Source organism: Azorhizobium oxalatiphilum, assembly GCF_014635325.1.
Taxonomy (GTDB): domain Bacteria; phylum Pseudomonadota; class Alphaproteobacteria; order Rhizobiales; family Xanthobacteraceae; genus Azorhizobium; species Azorhizobium oxalatiphilum.
In genome coordinates this window covers 1,644,666-1,665,117 of sequence record NZ_BMCT01000001.1, presented here as the reverse complement: position 1 = coordinate 1,665,117, position 20,452 = coordinate 1,644,666, and the positions used below count along the sequence as shown (strand labels likewise).

Annotated in this window: 16 protein-coding genes and 2 tRNA genes; 12 read left to right on the top strand and 6 right to left on the bottom strand. The window is 65.3% G+C overall.

What is annotated here, in order from left to right; all coding sequences use genetic code 11:
- The first annotated feature begins 80 nt into the window (after window positions 1–80).
- Window positions 81–917, top strand: coding sequence for a sulfite exporter TauE/SafE family protein (locus IEW24_RS07385; RefSeq protein WP_188576769.1), 837 nt, complete (start codon window positions 81–83; stop codon window positions 915–917).
- Window positions 918–920: 3 nt separating this feature from the next.
- Here IEW24_RS07385 and IEW24_RS07380 read toward each other — a convergent pair whose 3' ends face one another.
- Window positions 921–1,613, bottom strand: coding sequence for a hypothetical protein (locus IEW24_RS07380; protein ID WP_188576767.1), 693 nt, complete (start codon window positions 1,611–1,613; stop codon window positions 921–923).
- Between the two features lie 265 nt (window positions 1,614–1,878).
- Between IEW24_RS07380 and IEW24_RS07375 the strand changes: the two genes are divergently transcribed.
- On the top strand, window positions 1,879–2,772 hold the full coding sequence (locus tag IEW24_RS07375; RefSeq protein ID WP_188576765.1) for an ATP-binding protein: 894 nt from the start codon (window positions 1,879–1,881) through the stop codon (window positions 2,770–2,772).
- 84 nt (window positions 2,773–2,856) lie between these two features.
- Here IEW24_RS07375 and IEW24_RS07370 read toward each other — a convergent pair whose 3' ends face one another.
- Window positions 2,857–3,738: a helix-turn-helix domain-containing protein gene (locus IEW24_RS07370; protein ID WP_188576763.1), complete on the bottom strand. Its 882-nt coding sequence runs from the start codon at window positions 3,736–3,738 to the stop codon at window positions 2,857–2,859.
- A gap of 228 nt (window positions 3,739–3,966) precedes the next feature.
- Between IEW24_RS07370 and IEW24_RS07365 the strand changes: the two genes are divergently transcribed.
- The 7 genes from IEW24_RS07365 (at window position 3,967) to IEW24_RS07335 (ending at window position 13,859) form a co-directional block, all read left to right on the top strand.
- Window positions 3,967–6,141: a TonB-dependent siderophore receptor gene (locus tag IEW24_RS07365; protein WP_244644207.1), complete on the top strand. Its 2,175-nt coding sequence runs from the start codon at window positions 3,967–3,969 to the stop codon at window positions 6,139–6,141.
- A 238-nt stretch (window positions 6,142–6,379) separates the two neighbouring features.
- A complete protein-coding gene (locus IEW24_RS07360; RefSeq protein WP_188577464.1) occupies window positions 6,380–7,258 on the top strand; it encodes an ABC transporter substrate-binding protein in 879 nt (292 codons plus the stop codon).
- Entirely contained in the window at window positions 7,251–9,242 is a 1,992-nt protein-coding gene (gene fhuB, locus IEW24_RS07355) for a Fe(3+)-hydroxamate ABC transporter permease FhuB (RefSeq protein ID WP_188576761.1), read from the top strand. The genes IEW24_RS07360 and fhuB overlap by 8 nt, the downstream gene beginning before the upstream one ends.
- Window positions 9,243–9,245: 3 nt before the next feature.
- Entirely contained in the window at window positions 9,246–10,319 is a 1,074-nt protein-coding gene (locus tag IEW24_RS07350; protein ID WP_188576760.1) for a siderophore-interacting protein, read from the top strand.
- Window positions 10,320–10,414: 95 nt separating this feature from the next.
- Window positions 10,415–12,139: an ABC transporter ATP-binding protein gene (locus IEW24_RS07345; protein WP_210324159.1), complete on the top strand. Its 1,725-nt coding sequence runs from the start codon at window positions 10,415–10,417 to the stop codon at window positions 12,137–12,139.
- A gap of 168 nt (window positions 12,140–12,307) precedes the next feature.
- Window positions 12,308–12,712 (top strand): acyl-CoA thioesterase, encoded by a 405-nt coding sequence (locus IEW24_RS07340; RefSeq protein WP_188576756.1) that lies wholly within the window; start codon window positions 12,308–12,310, stop codon window positions 12,710–12,712.
- A 67-nt stretch (window positions 12,713–12,779) separates the two neighbouring features.
- The gene (locus IEW24_RS07335; protein ID WP_188576754.1) at window positions 12,780–13,859 is read left to right on the top strand and encodes an alpha-hydroxy acid oxidase; all 1,080 of its coding nucleotides are present in this window, start codon (window positions 12,780–12,782) and stop codon (window positions 13,857–13,859) included.
- A gap of 234 nt (window positions 13,860–14,093) precedes the next feature.
- Here IEW24_RS07335 and IEW24_RS07330 read toward each other — a convergent pair whose 3' ends face one another.
- Window positions 14,094–14,789, bottom strand: coding sequence for an outer membrane protein (locus IEW24_RS07330; RefSeq protein WP_188576752.1), 696 nt, complete (start codon window positions 14,787–14,789; stop codon window positions 14,094–14,096).
- Between the two features lie 1,447 nt (window positions 14,790–16,236).
- Between IEW24_RS07330 and IEW24_RS07325 the strand changes: the two genes are divergently transcribed.
- The 3 genes from IEW24_RS07325 to IEW24_RS07315 all read left to right on the top strand — a co-directional run bounded on the left by IEW24_RS07325 (window position 16,237) and on the right by IEW24_RS07315 (window position 18,352).
- The gene (locus IEW24_RS07325) at window positions 16,237–16,557 is read left to right on the top strand and encodes a PilZ domain-containing protein (RefSeq protein ID WP_188576750.1); all 321 of its coding nucleotides are present in this window, start codon (window positions 16,237–16,239) and stop codon (window positions 16,555–16,557) included.
- Between the two features lie 516 nt (window positions 16,558–17,073).
- Window positions 17,074–17,150, top strand: a tRNA-Asp gene (locus IEW24_RS07320).
- A 362-nt stretch (window positions 17,151–17,512) separates the two neighbouring features.
- Window positions 17,513–18,352 (top strand): hypothetical protein, encoded by an 840-nt coding sequence (locus tag IEW24_RS07315; RefSeq protein ID WP_188576748.1) that lies wholly within the window; start codon window positions 17,513–17,515, stop codon window positions 18,350–18,352.
- A gap of 57 nt (window positions 18,353–18,409) precedes the next feature.
- Here IEW24_RS07315 and IEW24_RS07310 read toward each other — a convergent pair.
- From IEW24_RS07310 to IEW24_RS07300, 3 genes are all read right to left on the bottom strand, one after another.
- Window positions 18,410–18,485, bottom strand: a tRNA-Val gene (locus tag IEW24_RS07310).
- A gap of 522 nt (window positions 18,486–19,007) precedes the next feature.
- Entirely contained in the window at window positions 19,008–19,325 is a 318-nt protein-coding gene (locus IEW24_RS07305) for a PilZ domain-containing protein (protein ID WP_188576746.1), read from the bottom strand.
- A gap of 568 nt (window positions 19,326–19,893) precedes the next feature.
- Complete coding sequence (locus tag IEW24_RS07300) at window positions 19,894–20,172, bottom strand: HU family DNA-binding protein (RefSeq protein WP_188576744.1); 279 nt, start codon at window positions 20,170–20,172, stop codon at window positions 19,894–19,896.
- Window positions 20,173–20,452: the final 280 nt, after the last annotated feature.

Sequence of the window (20,452 nt, the reverse complement as noted above, 5' to 3'; positions counted from 1 at the left end):
CGTTGCGTGCCATTCGTCTGGACAAGCCGTTCCGTAAGACGACACATGGCAGCTTCCGCACCCGCCTTTTCCGAGTCGTCATGCTCGCTTCCATCCCCTGGTCTGAAATCGCCCCCCTCGTCCTGGCACTGATTGTCGGCGGCATCGCCACCGGCATCCTCGCCGGCCTGCTCGGTGTTGGCGGCGGTGGGGTTATCGTGCCGGTGCTCTATGAGGTGTTCCGCGTCCTCGGCGTAGCGGACGACGTGCGCATGCAACTATGCATCGGCACCTCGTTGGCCATCATCATCCCCACCTCCTGGCGCTCCTATCAGGCCCACAAGGCACGTGGGCTGGTGATCCCCGGCTTGCTGAAAGTGTGGGCCGTGCCGGCGGTGCTGGGCGTAATTGCTGGCAGCGCGCTGGCCGGCGTGGTTCCGGGCGAGGTGTTGCAGGGCGTGTTCATCGCGGTGGCCTTCCTCCTCGCCGCCAAGAGCCTTGCCGGAAAGACGCAGTGGCGCATCGGCGAGGGCTTGCCGGGGAAGGCGATGATGCGTGTTTCCGGCTTCATCATCGGCATGGTGGCGTCCATGATCGGAGTGGCCGGCGGCGCGCTCGCCACCATCCTGCTCACCCTCTATGGCGTTCCCATCCATGCGGCGGTGGCGACCTCCGCCAGCCTCGGCATGCTGATCCCGGTGCCCGGCGTCATCGGCTATGCGGTGGCCGGCTGGCCGCACCTCGGCGACCTGCCGCCTCTCTCGCTGGGCTATGTGTCGGTGCTGGGCTTTCTGTGCATGGCCCCGGTGAGTGCGCTCGCAGCCCCCTTGGGCGCGCGCTTCGCGCACGCCTTGCCGCGGCGGGCGCTGGAAATCGGCTTCGGGCTGTTCCTGCTGCTGGTCGCCCTGCGCTTCCTGGTGGCGATCATCAGCGGCTGAGCATCACCAGCTGTATTTATATCCGGCGGTGATGCTCTTGGTGATTTCGCTACCCGTATCCGCCACCGAGGTGGTGACGTTGAGCGGGCCGAACAGCTTCTGCTCGGCGGTGGCGGTGGGCAGCCACAGGCGATCCGTGCTGCTGTTGGTGGCACCGATGGAGAAGGTGGTGCCGGTGTCCAGCAGCTTCAGGCTCACCGACTTGCCGATCTCCCAGCCGCCTGCGGTATCGGTGGTGTGGATCACCGCATAGCTGTCGTTCACGCTCGCCGTCATGTAGCGGTTGAGCTGCATGTCGCGCGAGAAGGTGGTGCCGAACTTGCCCTCGTTCTGGGAGGGATCCACCCGCATCTCGAACGTGGTCTGCTGCCAGGGCATCCAGAGCGAATCCGTCGGCAGGCTCACCTTGGCCCAAGCTGCGGCATTGGATGTGTCGGTGACATCCCACGGCAGCGTACGCGTGGGCTGGAAGGTCGCCACCGTACTGGCCGCCATGGACAGGTCAAAGCCGAAGGAGGCCCCCTCAAGCCACATGGGCGAGCTTGAGACATAGACCGCAGACGAGCCGTCTGTGTTCACGTCCCGCGTCACGGTGGTCTTCACGTCTTCGGCGTGTGCCGCGCCCGCGGCGAACGCCAGAACCGCAATACCGGCGGCAAAACCGGATGCCCTTGCGGCAGGAGAGTTCGGTCGCATTTCGGTGCTCCGTTGATGCGCTTCATCAGCGGTGGTGGACCACCCCAGCGGTCCACCCGGTCTCGACCCAGCCCGGATCTATCTGCACGCGCGCAGGTTACGAAATTCTTGTCGCAGTGCAACAACCCCATGGCACCTCCCGACATTTACCATGTGCATCCGATCGTCTCCTGCGCACCGCGCATGCCTTGCGAAATCCACCTGCCGCCAGAACGGCTTGCCGTAGCGCGCCATGCGCCGTATCCCCCGCCTCAGGGAGAAGCAAATGCCGCAAGAACCGAGCACGACCGACCTGACTGCCCTCACCAGCCTGCTCGCGCGCATCGCCGACGCGCTGGAGCGCGCCGCGCCGCCCGCCACCGTCGCAGCGGATTTCGAGGCGGCGGACGCCTTCGTCTGGGCCACCGAGCCCTCCCGCTTTGAGCCGGTGCCGCGCGTTAACCGCGTGGATATGGACCTGCTGCAGGGCATCGACCGGGTGCGCGATCAATTGGTCGAGAACACCACGCGCTTCGCCCGTGGCCTGTCCGCCAACAATGCGCTGCTGTGGGGTGCGCGCGGCATGGGCAAGAGCTCGCTGGTCAAGGCGGCCCACGCGCATGTCAATCTCCATCTCCCCGCCGGGGGGCCGCGCGTGAAGCTGGTGGAGATCCACCGCGAGGACATCGAGACCCTGCCCGCCCTGATGGCGCAGGCGCGCAATTCACATCACCGCTTCATCGTCTTCTGCGACGATCTCTCGTTCGATTCCGACGACACCTCCTACAAGTCGCTGAAGGCGGTGCTGGAAGGTGGCATCGAGGGACGCCCGGATAATGTGATCTTCTACGCCACCTCCAACCGCCGCCACCTGCTGCCGCGCGACATGATGGAGAATGAGCGCTCCACCGCCATCAATCCCGGCGAGGCGGTGGAGGAGAAGGTTTCGCTCTCCGACCGTTTTGGCCTATGGCTCGGCTTCCACAAGTGCAGCCAGGATGAGTATCTGGCCATGGTGGAAGGCTATGTGGCCCACCACGCCATCCCGGTCACAGAGGACGTGTGGCGACCGCAGGCGCTGGAATGGGCGACCACGCGCGGCGCCCGCTCAGGCCGTACGGCATGGCAGTATGTGCAGGATCTGGCCGGCCGCCTCGGCGTGCATCTGAAGCCCGCCTGAAGCAACTTTCCGTTCCATACGCAAAGGGCCGGAGCGCACCCGCGTTCCGGCCCTTTCGCATTCAGGATCGCTGGAAACCGCCGCTCAGGATGCCCGCGCCCGCCGCCATGCGCCGGGGGTCTGGCCGAGGGCGCGGCGGAACACGCGGGTCAGGTGCGCCTGATCGGCAAAACCGGCGGCGTCCGCAATCTCGGTCAGGGTCATGCCGTCGTTGGCCAGCATCTCGCGCACCTTCTTCAGGCGCACCTGCTGGTGCCACTGAAACGGCGCAAGGCCGGTGGCGGCCTTGAAGGCGTGGCTGAAATAGGATTGCGACAGCTCCACCAGCTCGGCCAGTTCCTGCAGGCGGATGTTGCGCAGGCAGTTGGCCTCGATGAAGTCCGTCACCCGCTTGAGCTGCCAGGGCGCCAGCGCGCCGCGCTTGCGCGGCGGGGTGCGGCCGAGCTGCATCAGGTCGATGAACAGCGCCACCATCAGGCCGTCGCCATACAGCTCATGGTGAGAATCCGGATCCATGCACTCGGCGGCGATCATGCGCGCGAGGCTCATGATGCGCTCGTCGCTGAAGCGCAGGCGAGGCGTTGCGAGACGCTCGGCGTCCAGTTCCTCGCCCAGCCGCACGGCAAGCGTGGACACATCGAAATGAATGTCGAGATGCCGAATGGTCATGTCCTCGTCGGTCCGTGACCACAAGGGCATGTCGGCAGGAATGTAGCTGAGCTGGAACTCCTGTCGGCCGCTCACCACCTCGGTGGCGTTTGGGCTGAGCTTGAGATCCGAGCACGGACCGTTGCGCTCCAGCACGACGAACAGGCGGGGATCCTTGGAAAGATACTCCCCCCTCGCCCCCGCCGAGCAGGCCGCATGCCACACGTCCGCCACCGCGCCATTCCAGCGCCGCCAGCGCAGGTCCTCCAGCAGCGTGATGCCCTCCCGTCGGGAGGTCATGCGGGGTTGGAACGTCATGCCCGGTTCCTCAGCTCAAGGTATCCCCGAGAACAGCGCAGTTTGTAAAAGCTATAAACCAGCAGGTTCAAGGACTTGCCGTCACCCCCCGGTGCGTCACGACAAAGCAAGAGAGTTCTACCCACAACAGGAAATGACAATCAAGACTGGACATCGGTTGTTATGAGCCGTTTATCAAACCTATTGACCCCAAGGCCCAGAGTTACTTTTGAAAACTTCTGAAGTGCGATGGGGTCGAGCACCTTCGGCAGGCGGCAGATGCGGCATAACTGGTCTCTTCGTTCCCTTCTCCTGGTCGGCGTCGCCGGCCCCTGCCTGCTGTCGGGCCTTGCCCACGCCCAGCAGGCGGCGGACTCCTCGCTGGTTATCCTGGATACGGTGAACGTCGAGGGCCAGAACGACAGCCCGACCGGCCCGGTGGTCGGCTATGTGGCCCGCCAGACCCTGACCGGCACCAAGACCGCGACCCCGCTGGTGGAAGTGCCGCAGTCCATCTCCGTCATCACCCGTGACCAGATGGAAGACCGCGCGGTCGAGAACATCGGGCAGGCGCTCGATTACTCGGTGGGCGTCGTCTCCTCGCCCTATGGCAACGACCCGCGCTTCGATTCGCCCATCATTCGCGGCTTCAACGCCCAGAACAGCCAGTATCTGAACGGGCTGAAGCTGATCCGCGACCAGGGCATGACATCCATCGACCCGTATGCGCTGGAGCGCATCGACGTGCTGCGCGGCCCCTCCTCCGTGCTGTACGGCCAGGGCAATCCGGGCGGCCTGATCAACCTCGTCTCCAAGCGCCCCACCTTCACGAACTTCGGCGAGTTCAACCTGGAGGCGGCCACCTTCGACCGTTATACGGCGAGCTTCGACATCGGCGGCGTCATCGGTCCGGACAACAAGGTGTCCTACCGCCTCACCGGCCTCGGCCGTCTGGCGGACACCCAGACCGATTATGTGAACGACGACCGCTACCTGTTCGCCCCGTCCATCACCTTCCGGCCGGACGGCGCGACGGAACTGACCGTTCTCGCGATGGTGCAGTACGATACACCCGACAACACGGTCGGCCTGCCGAACCAGTACACGCTGCAGTCGCTGAACGGCCTGCGGGCCTCGCGCAGCACCTATCTGGGCGATCCCGACTTCAACTATGCCAGCCGCACCCTGTCGACCATCGGCTATGAGTTCAGCCACACGTTCGACAACAACATCACCTTCCGTCAGAACGCGCGCTACCTCAGCCTGAACTACGACTACGGCTCGCTTTACTATAGCGGCCTGTCCACCACCAATCCGCTGGTAGCTGCGCGCGGCACGCAGGAAACCACTGAGAACCTCGGCACCTTCACCATCGACAACCAGCTCGAGGGCAAGTTCAGCACAGGGGCGCTGAGCCATGAGGTGCTGGTCGGCCTCGACTATCGTCAGCACGACACCAACACCTACACGTCCTTCGGCACCGCGCCGGACATCAATATTTTCGCGCCGGTGTACGGTCAGTACATCCCGAACACCGTCTGGTACGCCTCGAAGGTGGACGGCACTCTGAGCCAGCTCGGCCTCTATGCGCAGGACCAGATCCGCTTGCAGAACTGGTTGCTGACCCTCGGCGTGCGCCATGACTGGGCCAGCATCCAGTCCACGCAGGTCACGAACTTCGGCAATACCGATCAGGACCAGGACGACGACGCCACCACCTATCGCGTCGGCCTGACCTATCTGTTCGAGAACGGCATCGCGCCCTACGTCAGCTACTCGACTTCGTTCGAGCCCGTGATCGGCAACATGCCGGTGCAGCTTGGCGGTGGCGCCTTCCAGCCTTCGAAGGGTGAGCAGTGGGAAGCCGGCGTGAAGTACCAGCCGGTGGGCTGGAACGGCTTCTTCACGGCTGCGGTCTACGACCTGACCCAGACCAACGTGTCGTCCAGCGCGTTGGTCGGCGGCATCAGTCAGACCGTGCAGAACGGTGAGGTCAACGTAAAGGGCGTGGAGCTCTCGGCCACCGTGAGCCTCGTGGAAGGCCTGAAGCTGCTCGCCAACTACACCTACATGAATGCCGAGATCACACAGGGCGACAATGCCGGCAACCGCCCGGCCAACGTGCCCGAGAACGCCGCCAACCTGTGGCTCGACTATACGTGGCAGAACGGCCCGCTGAAGGGCTTCGGCGTCGGCGGCGGCGTTCGCTATGTGGGCGAGCGCTACGACCTCGACACCAACGCCAATCTGCTGCCCTCCAACACCCTGTTCGACGCCGCGCTCCACTACGAGGTGGGCTCGTGGAAGGCGCAGCTCAACGTCAACAACATCGCGGACGACCGCTATGTCGCCACCTGCGGCAGCTTCGGCTGCTTCTGGGGCGATGGCCGCACCGTCACCGGCAAGGTCAGCTACAAGTGGTGAGTGCGCCGCGCCGAAATCCGGAGGCGCGCGTGGTGCGGGGACATGACATCCCCGCACCGCTCGCCACTCACCTCCGGCCGGCGCGGACCCATGGTCTTGTGGGCCATGACAGATCGGGCAAGAGCACGCTCATGCAGCGGCTCGCCCGGAAGGTGCCGCCCACGGGCGGCACTCTTGCGTTCCAGGGGGTGGGCGTAGCTTTGGAAGACCTGCCGTGACCCTGTCCCGCCGCCGCCTCATGGCCGGCCTTGCCGCCTCCGCATTGCTGCCCGCAGCCTCCATATCCAATGCCCGCGCGGCCACGCCCGAATTGCGTGTCGCCACCCTCGACTGGGCACTGCTGGAGACGCTGCTCGCCCTCGGCGTGACACCCGTCGCCGGTGCTGAGCTGGTGCTCTACAGGCAGGTTGTGGTGGAACCGGAAGTGCCCGCCTCCGTGGCCGATCTCGGCCTGCGCGGCACACCCAATTACGAAGCCCTCCGGCTCCTGGAACCGGACCTGATCTTCGGCTCCAACTACACCTCCTGGTCTGATCCCATCCTGCGCAAGATCGCCCCGGTGGAGAATTTCTCCATCTATGGGCGAGGTGCGAAGCCCTATGCCAATTCGGAGCAAGCCGCGCTCACCCTGGGCGCCCGCCTCGGTCGCAGCGCTGCCGCGCAGGCGCTGGTCGCCGATGCGCGCGCCCGGCTGGAAGCCTTCAAGGCACGCCTCGCAGGCCACGACGGACGCCCCGTGCTGGTGATCAATCTGGGCGATGCCCGCCACTTCCGCGTATTCGGCCCGGACAGCATGTTCGGCGAGGTGCTGGAGCGTATCGGCCTCGCCAACGCCTGGACGGGCACGACCCGTTACGCGGCCGCCGCCCCGCTTGGGCTGGAGACGCTTGCACAGATGCCGGATGCCATCATCGTGGTGATCGGGCCCATGCCACCGGCGACCCGCCGCATGATGGCGGAAAGCGCTTTCTGGCACGCGCTGCCCAATGTGCGGGCCGGCCGTGTGGCCGTGCTCGCTCCCATAGATCCCTTCGGCGCCCTGCCGGCCGGTCTGCGCTTCGCACGCCTGCTCGCCGAGGCCGCCCCCTTTGCCGGAAGGGCCACCGCCCGTGGCTGACATCGCCTCGCGCCAGCGCCATCTGCGCACCCCGCCGCTCCTGTGGGCCGTCATCGGCACGCTGGCCGCGCTGCTGTTCGCGGCCGCGATCGCCTTCCGCCAGCCCATCCCCGGCGATGCCGCCACCGCCCGCATGCTGGATCAGGTGGTGCTCTGGCAGAGCCTCATTCCGCGCGCCGCCGTCGCCCTGCTGGCAGGTGGGGCGCTCGGCCTGTCCGGTGCGCTGCTGCAGCGGGTGCTGCGCAACCCCATTGCCGATCCCTCCACGCTCGGCATCGCCTCCGGCGCCCAGCTCGCCTTGACCATCTCGGTCATCTACGCGTCGGTGCTGGGCGATCTGCCGCGCGAGTTGGTGGCGTTGGTTGGCGGGCTCGCGGCGGTGTTCATCGTGCTTGCACTGGGCTGGAAGCGAGGCCTCGAACCCGTGACCGTGGCGCTGTCGGGCATGACGCTGTCGCTGGTGGCCGCCGCCCTGTCCTCCGCCCTTGTGCTGAGCCATGGCGAATATGTCATGTCGCTGTTCGTCTGGGGCGCCGGCTCGCTCCATCAGCAGAGCTGGGACGGGGCGATCACGCTGAGCTGGCGCCTCGTACTCGGCATTGCCGCCAGCGCCATCCTGCTGCGCCCGCTTACCGTGCTGGCGCTGGACGATGCCAGCGCCAAGAGCCTCGGCATGGCGGTGAATGGCGCCCGCGTGCTGGTGATCGGCGTGGCCGTATGGCTCGCTGCCAGCGTAACGGCGGAAGTGGGCGTCATCGGCTTCATCGGCCTTGCCGCGCCCGCCTTCGCCCGTCTCGGCGGCGTGCGCTCGCCCCGCGAGATGCTCATCGTCGCCCCCTGCCTCGGCGCGCTGCTGCTGTGGTTCACCGACGGGCTGGTGCAGCTCACCGCCATGGGCGGTTCGGACCTCATCCCCACCGGCGCCGCCGCCGGGCTGCTGGGCGGCCCGCTGCTGATCTGGCTGCTGCCACGCCTCTCGGTCGCCGAGCGGCCCGGCGCACAGGGGCCAGTGGCTCGCCGCCTCGCGCGACCGGGGCGAGGCTTCCTGCTACTCACGCTGCTGCTCGCCACCGCAGGTCTGATGGCACTGTTCATCGGCCGATCCTTTGACGGCTGGACCCTGGTCACTGGCCAGATGTTCGAGGACATATTCCCCTTCCGTGGTCCGCGGGTGGCGGCGGCGATCGCCGCCGGCGCCCTGCTCGGCGCCTCCGGCACGCTCATGCAGCGCATGACCGGAAATCCCCTGGCCGGCCCCGAAGTGCTGGGTGTGAGTGCGGGCGCCGGCGTCGGCTTCGCCGTGGTGCTGCTGTTCACCCTCACCCCATCCCTGGCGCTGATGATGACCGCCTGCGCCATCGGTTCGCTGGTGGCACTGGTGATCATCCTCACCTTCTCCGCTGCCAGCGGCTTCGGTCCGGAACGCATGCTGCTGGGTGGCGTCGCACTGGGCGCCACCGGCCTTGCCATCCTCGCCGCCGTGCTGGCACCGGGCGACGGGCGCGCCATCCGGTTGCTGGGCTGGATGTCCGGCTCCACGGATCGAGTGACCGGCTTCGAAGGACTGATCGCTCTCGGCGCGGCGGTGATCCTGATCGGACCGGTTCTGCTGCTGGGACGCTGGCTGGACATCCTGCCGCTCGGCGCCCCCATGGTGCGCGGCCTCGGCCTGCCGGTATCCCGCACCCGGATGATCGTCGCCACGGTGGCGGCGCTGATGACGGCGGTGGCCACCTACTTCGTCGGGCCGCTCAGTCTCGTGGGGTTGATCGGACCGCACCTTGCGCGGCTTGCCGGCTTCTCGCGCGGGTCCTATCAGATGATCGCAGCCGCTTGCATCAGCGCCACGCTGATGGTGCTGGCGGACTGGCTCGGGCGCATGGTGGCCTTCCCCTACCAGATCCCCGTCGGCCTGTTCGCGGCGCTGGTGGGCGGCCCGTATCTCGTCTGGCTGCTGCGACGCGGCCCTGCCAAAGGTGCATGACCCATGGCTGAACCCGCCCTTCTCTGCGCCGATGCGCTGGTGCCTCTCCCCGATCCGTACGGCATGCTGGAAAAGCTCGCCGAGCATTTCGAGACCCACGGCACGGTAACGCGCGACACGGGCCGGGCCACCATCACCACGACCTTCGGCCGGGCGGAGATGTTTGCCGAAGCCACCCGCCTGCGCTTCCGGGTGGAATGCCCCACCGCCGCAGCCCTCTCCGTCTCCAAGATGGTCCTGTCGGAGCATCTGGCCGCCTTCGCCGGCGCGACACCGCCGGACTTCATCTGGCAGGGCGACGGCATGGCGGAAACCCGCCTGCCCTATCTGCACGAACTGCACGTCAAGGATGCGTACCAGATCACCCCGCGCATGCGGCGGGTGATCTTCAGCGGCGACGTATCCGGCCTTGCCGCCGAGAGCATTCACGTACGCCTGCTGATCCCGCCGAAGGACCGCACCCCACGCTGGCCCACGCCGCGTCCGGACGGCCGGGTGGAGTGGCCCAAGGGCGAGGATGCGCTCACCCCCCGTGTCTACACGCTCCGCTCCGTGGACGTGGCGAAGGGCGAGGCGGCCATCGACATCGTGGTGCATCCGGGCGCACCCGGTTCCGACTGGGCGCTGGCGGCGGACGCCGACCTGCCCGCAGCCCTCATGGGGCCTGGCGGCGGCGGTCTGCCGGATGCGGATTTCTATCTCATGGCGGGCGACGAGACGGCTTTGCCCGCCATCGCCCGCTGGCTGGAGATCATGCCGGCGACGGCGCGGGCCGTGGTGCGCATCGAGGTGGCTGATGCCGCCGAGGAGCAGCACCTGCCCAGCCGCGCGCGGGTGGACCTGAAGTGGCTCCACCGCAAGGACGCCGAGGCCGGCACCACCACGCTGCTGGAGGATGCGGTGAAAGCCGTGTCCCTGCCGGAGGATGCCGCCGATCCCTACATCTGGGTCGGCTGTGAGCAGTCCGCCGCCCGCGCCCTGCGCGCCCATGCCAACACGCTCGACATTCCCAAAAAGCGCCGCTCCATTGTCGCCTACTGGCGGCGGGGCTATCAGGGTGTCGATCTCGGTGACTGATGTTTCGCGCACGACCCGCGTGCCACCGACGCGCCCGGCGCCCTGCCTTCCGCAGGCAGCGACGGGCGCGCCGGCTCTAGGATAGGTCCATGTCTTTGCTGCGTGCCTTCTTCGCCTATTACCGGCCCTACAAGGGCCTGTTCGTGCTCGACTTCACCTGCGCGGTGGTCTCGGGCCTGCTGGAACTCGGCTTCCCGATGGCGGTGAAGCTATTCGTGGACCAGTTGCTGCCCGGCCAGCAGTGGGGGCTGATCGCCGCCGCCGCCGCCGCCCTGGTGGGCATCTATGTGCTGAATGCCGGCCTCATGGCGGTGGTCACATACTGGGGTCACATGCTGGGCATCAACATGGAGACAGACATGCGCCGACGCGCATTCGACCATCTCCAGAAGCTGTCCTTCCGCTTCTTCGACAACCAGAAGACCGGCCGCCTCGTCGCCCGCATCACCAAGGATCTGGAAGAGGTGGGCGAAGTCGCCCATCACGGCCCGGAAGACCTGTTCATCGCCATCATGACCTTCATCGGCGCCTTCATCCTGATGGCGACGGTGAACATTCATCTGGCGCTGATCACCGGCTGCGTGGTGCCCCTGGTGGCCTGGTTCGGCTCGCATTATTCGGGCCGCATGACGGAGAATTTCCGCGCCCTCTTCGGTCGCGTGGGCGATTTCAACGCCCGTATCGAGGAGAATGTGGGCGGCATCCGCGTGGTGCAGGCCTTCGCCAACGAGGCACACGAGAAGGCGCTGTTCGCCAAGGACAACGAAAGCTATCGCACCACCAAGCTGGCCGCCTACCGCATCATGGCCGCCAACATGACGCTGAGCTATCTCGGCATGCGCCTGACGCAGGTGCTGGTCATGATCGCCGGCACCTATTTCGTGATCCGGGGCGAACTGACCAATGGCGGGTTCGTCTCCTTCCTGCTGCTGGTGGGTGTGTTCTTCCGGCCGATCGAGAAGATCAATGCGGTGCTGGAGATCTACCCCAAGGGCGTCGCCGGCTTCCGCCGCTATCTGGAACTGCTCGCCAACGAGCCTGACATCGCCGACCGTCCGAACGCCAAGCCGCTCACCGGCTTCAAGGACGCCATCCGCTATGAGAATGTGAGCTTCGGCTACGGCTCCGAGAAGCTGGTGCTGAACGACCTCTCGCTCACCATCAAGGCGGGCGAGACGGTGGCCTTCGTCGGCCCCTCGGGGGCAGGCAAGACCACGCTCTGCTCGCTGCTGCCGCGCTTCTACGAGCCCACGGGCGGGCGCATCACCATCGACGGCACCGATATCCGCGACTTTACCCTGTCCTCGCTGCGCGCCCATATCGGCATCGTGCAGCAGGACGTGTTCCTGTTCGCCGGCACGTTGCGCGAGAACATCGCCTATGGCCGCCTCGGAGCTTCGGACGAGGACATTCTGGAAGCCGCCCGCCGGGCGCGCCTCGACTCGCTGATCGCCGCCTTGCCGGCCGGGCTCGACACCGTCGTTGGCGAACGAGGCGTGAAGCTCTCGGGCGGACAGAAGCAGCGTGTGGCCATCGCCCGCATCTTCCTGAAGGATCCGCCCATCCTGATCCTCGACGAGGCCACTTCGGCGCTGGATACGGAAACCGAACTGGAGATCCGCCAGTCGCTGGCGGCGCTTTCGGAAGGACGCACCACGCTCACTATCGCCCACCGCCTGTCCACCATCCGCAATGCCGATCACATCATCGTGGTGGGGCCGCAGGGCGTGGCCGAGCAGGGCCGGCACGGCGAACTGGTGGCGCTGGAGGGCGGGCTCTACCGACGGCTGCACGACACCCAGTTCGCGGACATGGCCTAGAGTGTTTCCTCGGAAGCGGGTGCGCTTCTGCGACGGGGATTACGACAAGCGATCCGGGCCGGACAGGCGCCGCGCAGCATGGCGTGGCGTCATTGCGGCTTGCCTCCCCGCGCATGACGGGCCTACCAAGCGGGAACCGTTTCCCCTCCCGCCCGGAGCCCCGTCCCGATGTCCAACTCCCCTTCCGATGCCGCTGAGCCCACCGGCGACCTGACCCTGCGTACCCTCGCCATGCCGGCTGATGCCAATCCCGCAGGCGACATCTTCGGCGGCTGGGTGATGGCGCAGATGGATCTTGCCGCCGGCATGCGCGCTACCGAGGTTGCCATGGGCCGCGTGGTCACGGCGGGTGTGAAGGAGATCAACTTCCGCCTCCCGGTGAAGGTCGGCGACACGCTGTGCATCTACATCAATGTGGTGAAGGTGGGCCGCACCTCCATGACACTCGATGTGCAGGCCTTCGCCCGCCGCGCCCTCACCTCCCGACGCGAGAAGGTGACGGAGGCCACGTTCGTCATGGTCGCCCTCGACGAAGCCGGCAAGCCGCGCCCGGTGCATCCGCGGACCGCCTGAGCAGAGGCGCTTGCGCAGGTTCAAATCCCGTCCCAGCAACTAAATACCCGCGTGCCCGAGACAACCCATGCCGATCACCCTGCCCGACGCCTATGATCTCGCCGACTACGAACGGCTGGCGCGGGAACGGATATCGGAACCCTATTGGGCCTATCTGGCATCATTGGCGGGCAACGGGCTGACCCAGCGCATGACCCGCGAGGCCTATGACCGCCTCCGGCTCGCACCGCGCGTGCTGGCCGATCTTTCCGGCGCGAGTACGCGCATCCGACTTTTCGGGGCAAGCTTCGAACACCCCATCCTGCTGGCTCCCGTGGCCTATCACCGGCTGTTTCATCCGGACGGCGAAATCGCCGTCGCGCAGGGTGCCGGAGCCACCGATACGCCGCTGGTGGTGAGCACCCATGCCAGTACGGGACTGGAGGACATTCGCGCCGCCAGTCAGGGGCCACAATGGTTCCAGCTCTATATCCAGCCTGACTGGGACTTCACCGCCGCCCTGGTGCGCCGCGCGGAAGCGGCCGGCTATGGCGCGCTGGTGGTGACGGTGGACGCGCCGGTGAGCCTGCGCGTTCAGGCCCGGCGCGCCGGCTTCCAGCTTCCACCGGAGATAGACGCGGTCAATCTGCGTGGCCTCGTGGCGGCCGAGCCGCAGCCGAGCACATTGGGCGGCAGCCCGCTGTTCGGCGGCTCCCTGCCTCCAGCGCCGGTGTGGGCTGATGTGGCACGGCTGCGTGCGCTGACGCGCCTGCCTATCCTGCTCAAGGGCGTAATGGCGCCGGAAGACGCCAGCCGGGCGCTGGCGGAGGGACTGGACGGCCTGATCGTCTCCAACCACGGCGGTCGCGTTCTGGACAGCGTTCCACCCACCATCGAAGTGCTGCCGGCCGTTCTGGCCGCCGTAGACCGGCGCATCCCGGTACTGGTGGACGGCGGCATCCGGCATGGCACGGACATATTGAAGGCGATGGCGCTCGGCGCTTCCGCGGTGCTGATCGGCCGCCCCTATATCCACGGGCTCGCGATGGCCGGGGCGCTGGGGGTGGCGCATGTGGTGCACCTCCTGCGCGCGGAACTGGAGGTGGCCATGGCGCTGACCGGCTGCACCGGGTTCGACACGGCCCCCTCGGCGCTCGCGCAGGCCTAGAGCGTTTCCGTGTTTCATGGAAACACAGAAACACTCCAACTCTTTGATAGAGAATGTCTTGCGGCTTGGATTGCGGAGCAATCAAAGCCGGACATGCTCTAGCCCCTCCCCTTAAAGGACCGCGCCTGCCGGACCATGCCCGGCGGCGCGGCTGAAGTGTCTTCTGGTCTTCATCAGGAGCCGGCGCCAGCCGCTGGACAGGCACCGGCGGGGCCGCACGCAGCGGCCGGATCATCAGAACTTGTAGTTCAGGCCCGCACGAACGACGTGATAGGCATTGTCCACGCTCATGGCGTCCGTCGTCGTCAAGGACGTGTAGTCGTTGCTGCCGAGATCCACATAGAGATACTCGGTCTTGAACGTCCAGTTGCCTGTGACGGCGTATTCGACACCGCCACCAACGGTCCAGCCGGTGTTCGTGGACGAGCCGGAGAAGATGTCGTTGGTGATATAGGCCAGATTGGCTGACGTCTTGGTCTTGCCATAGGCCAAGCCGCCCGTGACGTAGGGCAGGAAGCGGTCAATCGCATAGCCGAGGCGCGCCCGCACGGTGCCGAAATAGTCCAGAGAGGTCGAGACGTTCAGGCTCGCGGCGCTGACATTGTTCTCAATGCCAGTCCACTGGATGTCGGTCTCAAGGCCGAGCACCACATTGTTCGCGAACTGATAATTGTAGCCGATCTGACCGCCGCCGACGAAACCACCGGCATTGGCGGAGCCCGTCACGGAGGTCAGGGGCGTGCCGAACGCATAGTCGTTGGTGCCGCCGCCATAACCGAGATTTCCGCCGACATAGAAGCCGGTCCAGGAGAAGACCGGTACGACCGGGGCGACGACGGCCTTCACGGGATAGCGTGCGGCTAGGTCCGCCGCCATGGCCGGAGCGCCGGCTGCCGTGGCGAGCAGAGCGGCGAGGAGGATACGCTTCATTGTTACGACCTTGTTTTCAACAAACCACCACTCCCCTCATAGCAAAATCGCCCACGAGAAGTATTATTCGCATGCAACTATAAATTATTATACTCCTTTATAAATTGCACCCCTCACTCCAATTTCGCGCATCGCGCGCAAATACGGTAATTTGACACCATATTAATCTCTGAAACGCGAGTTGAGATTAAGATTCATTATTTGCAGATACGTTCAGAAAACGACAGACACCCATCCTGGTGGATAAACCTCCCGCTCAGGCACAGACAGCGGCCGGTTTCGCCTCTGACGAGCGCCTTCACGCGGCGCGCCCCATCGCAGCGAAAAATCCGCCGACTTTGGGAACAAATCGACGACCGCGGCATTACGGTAATGTATTCCGGCCCTTATTGGCGGCGAGGCACGCTTTCTGGCGCCTTTTCGCTCCTTTGCCTCGGGCCGGCTGCGCCGACCGATGGAGTTCTGCAGGGAGCAGGCGCGCGTGACGAAGAAGGATGCAGGGCCGAACGGGCCGTATCCCCTCGGTGATGACGAGGCGGATTGGGACCGGGTCGAGCGTGCTGGCCCCAGCGTTGCGTTACGCATCGGCCTTCTGCTGACGGGAAGTCTGGTTCTGTGCGCCGTCTATTTTTGGTTTGCGAGCAGCACCCACTAGGGCGGCAAGCACCGCTTGCGGTAAAAAAATAACTCCAACCATGAAACCATAGCCCGCTATCTACGTTGGACGCGGCGGGACCGGCACCCCGTTGCCGGTGCGTTGACCGCCTGCGGGGGCGATCGCGCCGGGGCGAACGCGTGAAAAACGCAAGCGCCCCGCCCCTTTCCCCCGCATCCGCTCGTAGCCGATCTCGAGGGCCCGCCTCATGATCACCTCCGCCAAAACTTGGCGAGGCGTGCTCCCCGGCCCGAGGGGCCACATGGAGGCGCTTCATTTCGCAACAGCCGGGCGTCGATAGCGGACGCTGTGCCACGCAGCTGAATGCACACGCCTCTCTTCGGCTAACCTTCATCCGTCTCGCATAGGCCGCCCCTCGCTCGGCATGATGGAGGCGGCTGCCTGTACGCGACATTTTTCGCCAACGAATCCTGCCGTTTGCGACGTCGCTCAGGGCGTCTCGGACGGTAAGATGGGAGAGATGGCTTCAAAATGGAGCAGGTGCGGCGGCGCGCCACACTGGGGCTTGAACAAGGATCACCTGAGGCGAAAAATCAGCCCAAATTTCCGACTAACTATTTGAAAAATATTGAAAAATATCCAACTCAACCAAAGCGAGACCCGATATCCGCGCGCAGCTTTCGGCACATAAATCGTCCACTATGGAAATTTCCTGCCGCATACGCGCTCCATTTTGACATTAATTGTTGCACGGCGAAGGGAAGTGGTGTTGAACGGCTCCACACGACCATTGCATTTGAGACTCGTGCACCTTCTTTCAGGGTGGGCCTTATGCTGCAGCGTCAGATTGTTCATGTCTCGCCTTGGGCTGCTGCACAGTTCCAGCAGGTGAACCGGCGTAAGTCCAAGCGCTTCCCGACAGCGCAGCGCGCCTGGATCATGAACAATGGCGAGAAGCTGTGCTTCTGCGAGATCGTGGACATGTCGGCAGGCGGCGCCCAGATCAAGATTTCCAGGCCCGAACGCTTTCCGGCCGAATTCAACATCCTCATCGTCGGCGACACCTACATGAAGTCGGTGCCCGTCTCGGTTCGCTGGCGGGATGGGGATCGCATGGGCGTCCTGTTCTGCTCCAACGGCGTCTTTCTCTGATCGCTCCCGTCAGGACGCTCCAAGCGCCGTATCGCGCGAGCGTGCCTTAGACGCCATCTGGCGCACCACATCCCTTGCGTGACTTTTAAGACACGAGCCGCTCAGCCGTGTCGAGCTCTGGCTCCTTTGGCGTGCGCACACACGCGCTGCCGCTTTTTGCAAAGCGGAAGGCAGCTCCACCTGCGCATCTCGCCTTCCCCTGTCTCTGGCAATCATCCGCACCTCACGATTCTCAGCACGGGCCTCCTGCTCGCCCCCTTTCGCACCCCAGCCCTGGGATCGCACATCGTCTTCCGTGGCCTCCCCGCAAAGGCTTGCGAGTGACGGATTATGCAGACCAAAATCCAATGACTGGAAGGCCTGGGACATCGCAGGACGGGGTGAGGGCGCAACGCCATCCACAGGGGCTTTTGCACAGCCTTCATGAAAAGGCGGTAGCCTCGCTTGACTTGATGTGAGGGGCGCCGTATCACCCGGCCACTCGACGCGCTGATCGCTTCTGCGGCGGCCGCTTCGGGGGGTGTAGCTCAGTTGGTTAGAGCGCCGGCCTGTCACGCCGGAGGTCGCGGGTTCGAGCCCCGTCACTCCCGCCACTTACTTTACGGCTTGAGCCGTCCTCTCCAGACATCGATTGCATATCCGAGAAAGAGCCTGCGATGCTCTTCATCGCCTCATGCTGACGCCCCCACTAGGCGGCTGACGGCCTTGCCTTTTTCCATTCTGCGTGGCCCCGTCGATCTCTACGGAATGGCGCCTCCTCGACCGCATAACAGTCGTCGAGAAGATCCCGCCCCAAGGAGCCTCGGATCGCGGCTTGAGCTCAACCATTTTCGGGCCCATCGCAGATAAGGCGAGATACAGCTCTAAATCCGGTTCAGCATGCGCCCGGTATCCTGGGAACGTCACCACGGGCCAGGAACAGCCGGATCCGCCCTCGCAAGCAGTCGCCCACGCCATGACACCAGTGGACATCCTGCAGAACGCGGAGCTGCGGCCCGCTATCCGCCAGCAGGCGGAGGCCTTTCTCGGCATCCACGCCCATGCCCCCCTCCTCGCCTCGGTGTTCGCCACCCAGCAGCGCTACATGATGGGCCAGATATTCCTGTCCCTCACCTATAAGAGTAGCGACGGGCGCGTTCTGCTCGCAGAATTCCTGCGCAAGGTCGAACAGTTCCGGATCGCCAGCCCGAACACGGCCGAGGCGTTTGTACGGGAGATGGTCCGCGAGGGGATCGGCATTCCCGCCCCGGAACGGAAAGACCGCCGCTCCCGGCCGCTCATGGTGGCCGAGGCCGCCCATGTCATGATGCGGCGCTGGATGGCCATCCACCTTCACACATTGGACCGGCTCGATGGCGGCGCGCGCGCTGCGACCCTTTCGACCCAGCCGGACCTGCTCCCCATCCTGCAGCCGCGCGTGGTCGATGGCATCCTGCAGTCGGATGTGTGCATCCGGCCATCGGGGACGTTTGCACTGTTCAGCTGGCTGAACGATGGTGGATTGTTGATGGATCGGCTGATCGCCGGCCTGACCGATACCCGTGAGAGGGCCTCACAGGTAGCCACGGCGCTGTCGAGCTACACGCAGCTTCGAACCGGACTCGCCATCTCGCGCTCCCACCTGACCCGAAAGCTCCATGCCGCAGAGGCGGCCGGAAGCCTTGGATGGACGGGAGCACGTGGGCGCTCGACGCTTTGGGTCTCCAGGGGCTTTATCGCGGAGTACGATGCCTATCAGGCTGAGAAGCTCGCCATCGTCGCCAACAGCTTCGCCGCGACGGGCACAGGCATCTGATGAGCTGCGAGCGGCGCCGACGCACGACCGCCCCACCTGATGCCGACATGGAAAGTATGGTGGGCGGTGACGGGCTCGAACCGCCGACCCTCTCGGTGTAAACGAGATGCTCTACCAACTGAGCTAACCGCCCTATGCAGCCCCGCCTGAAGCAGGCTGGCCGGTCGCAGGCACCGCGCCATTTCACTGGTGGAAACGAAGCGACAGCCCGGAGCGGCGGTTTAACCATCCGGACGCCGCCGGTGCAAGTGGGCCCTTGCGCCCGCGATGCCGCTGCCCCCAACCCACCAGTGGCCGAAACGAGGCGGACCGCCGCCGTCCTGCCTTCGCAGCGCCAGACATCAGCACCGCCTGATGCAAACCGGAACATGCTGCAACGCGCCTGAAGGAATGCGATACGGGCCCACCGACGTGTCGCCCCCCCCCTGAACACCGCGTCCCGCACCCGGACATGCAGCAGTCCTGGTCAATCCTGTATTACGGTTCGCACCGGGCTGGGCGGAGGCACCACGACGCGCGACCGATCAACCGATGACAGGCGCGCCAAGCGGCGGCCACGGGCGCCCCCGGAAGCGAGCTACGCGAGATCCAACAAAAAAGCCGGCCTAGAAGGCCGGCTTGGATGTGAAATGGCCTCGCCTTGTGGAGCGAAGGCTCAGTAAACCTTGCCGTGGGAGAGAAACATCACTCCGAGGCGCCCATCGCTGCGCCACTGCACGGAGACCGGAATATCCTTCATGTAGGTCTCGCCGAGGATCAGCACATTCACCTCGTCGGGCACCATCTGCTGGCGCACGACCTTGATCTGCGCGCCGCCGGACGACATGTCGATGATCTCACCGTGGCAGAGCTGCTTTTCCTCTCGCATGATGATGGCCTTCTGCGAGGTCGGATAACGCCTGGCCGCGCGCCGATTGCTCTGCCCGGCGGAGGGCATGGGGCGCGCATGAACATGATAGATCTGCGGCTTCATCGGAAGACTCATTTCTGCGAGGAGCAACGCTGCTGGGGCAGCACTGGCAACCGGACCCAAGGCTCTACGGCAGGCATCCTGCCACCGCACCCCAAGGACGTGATTACCGTCTTAGAAAACCCTGCATTGCTGTCGCGGAGCTGACTTGCAAGCTATTTTTTCCGCACCGGGGAACCTCCCAGCCTTTGGAGCCCCCCAACAACGCCCGCAGGCCGTTGAAAGCGGCCGTGCCCATGAGCGCATGTATGATGCGCGCTGAGCCCAAGTTTCAGTGCATTTCGTCATCAGGCGTTGCGAGCACGCGATGCATTCCCGAAGCAGCGGAGGCGGGAAACGGCAGATTCGCGAACGCAGGCATCAGATGGCCAGGACGTCCGGGAGTCCTGCGCTCGACGTTCGGCATGCGGAACGTGACGGCAGGCACCGGGATCGGCGCTAAAAGGCCAGAGGGCGTCGGCGGTAAACCCGCCGATAACGCCGGAATATGCCACCCGGGCCGTACGGCCCGAGGGACCGTCGCCGGGGCGCTCCGCCCGCCTCGGGCGGGGGAGCGCCGCACGGAACGGGATCAGCCGTTGACGGCTTCCTTGAGGCCCTTGCCGGGGGTGAACTTCGGCGCCTTGGAGGCGGCGATCTTCACCGGCTTGCCGGTGCGGGGGTTGCGGCCCTCGCGGGCGGCGCGGGTGACGACCGAGAAGGAGCCGAAGCCGATCAGCTTCACTTCTTCGCCGTCCTTCAGCGCCTTGGCGATGATGTCGAACGTGGCATCCACGGCGGCCGCCGCAGCCGCCTTCGTGAGCTTGGCCTCTTCGGCCACCGCGGCGATCAGTTCGTTCTTGGTGGTCATGTGACCGTTCCTTCCGTTGTGTCTCTTCGAATCGCGAGGCTTTCGCCTCAACGACGCGCGGGAAGCTTTACGGAAAATATGGCTTTTGCAAGCGGCAAGCGCCACAAACCCGCATCAACACAGGGTTTCGGGGACGCACGGGCGGTTGAATGAAGCCCTGCCGCGCAGCCGTCGGCGGTCTCGCAAATGCGCTAAACACTTGAAATCATTGAATGCACTGGATCGTCAGCGGGAGCCCTCCCCGGCCACGACAGAGCTCCCGGGCGCGACCCGATGAGGC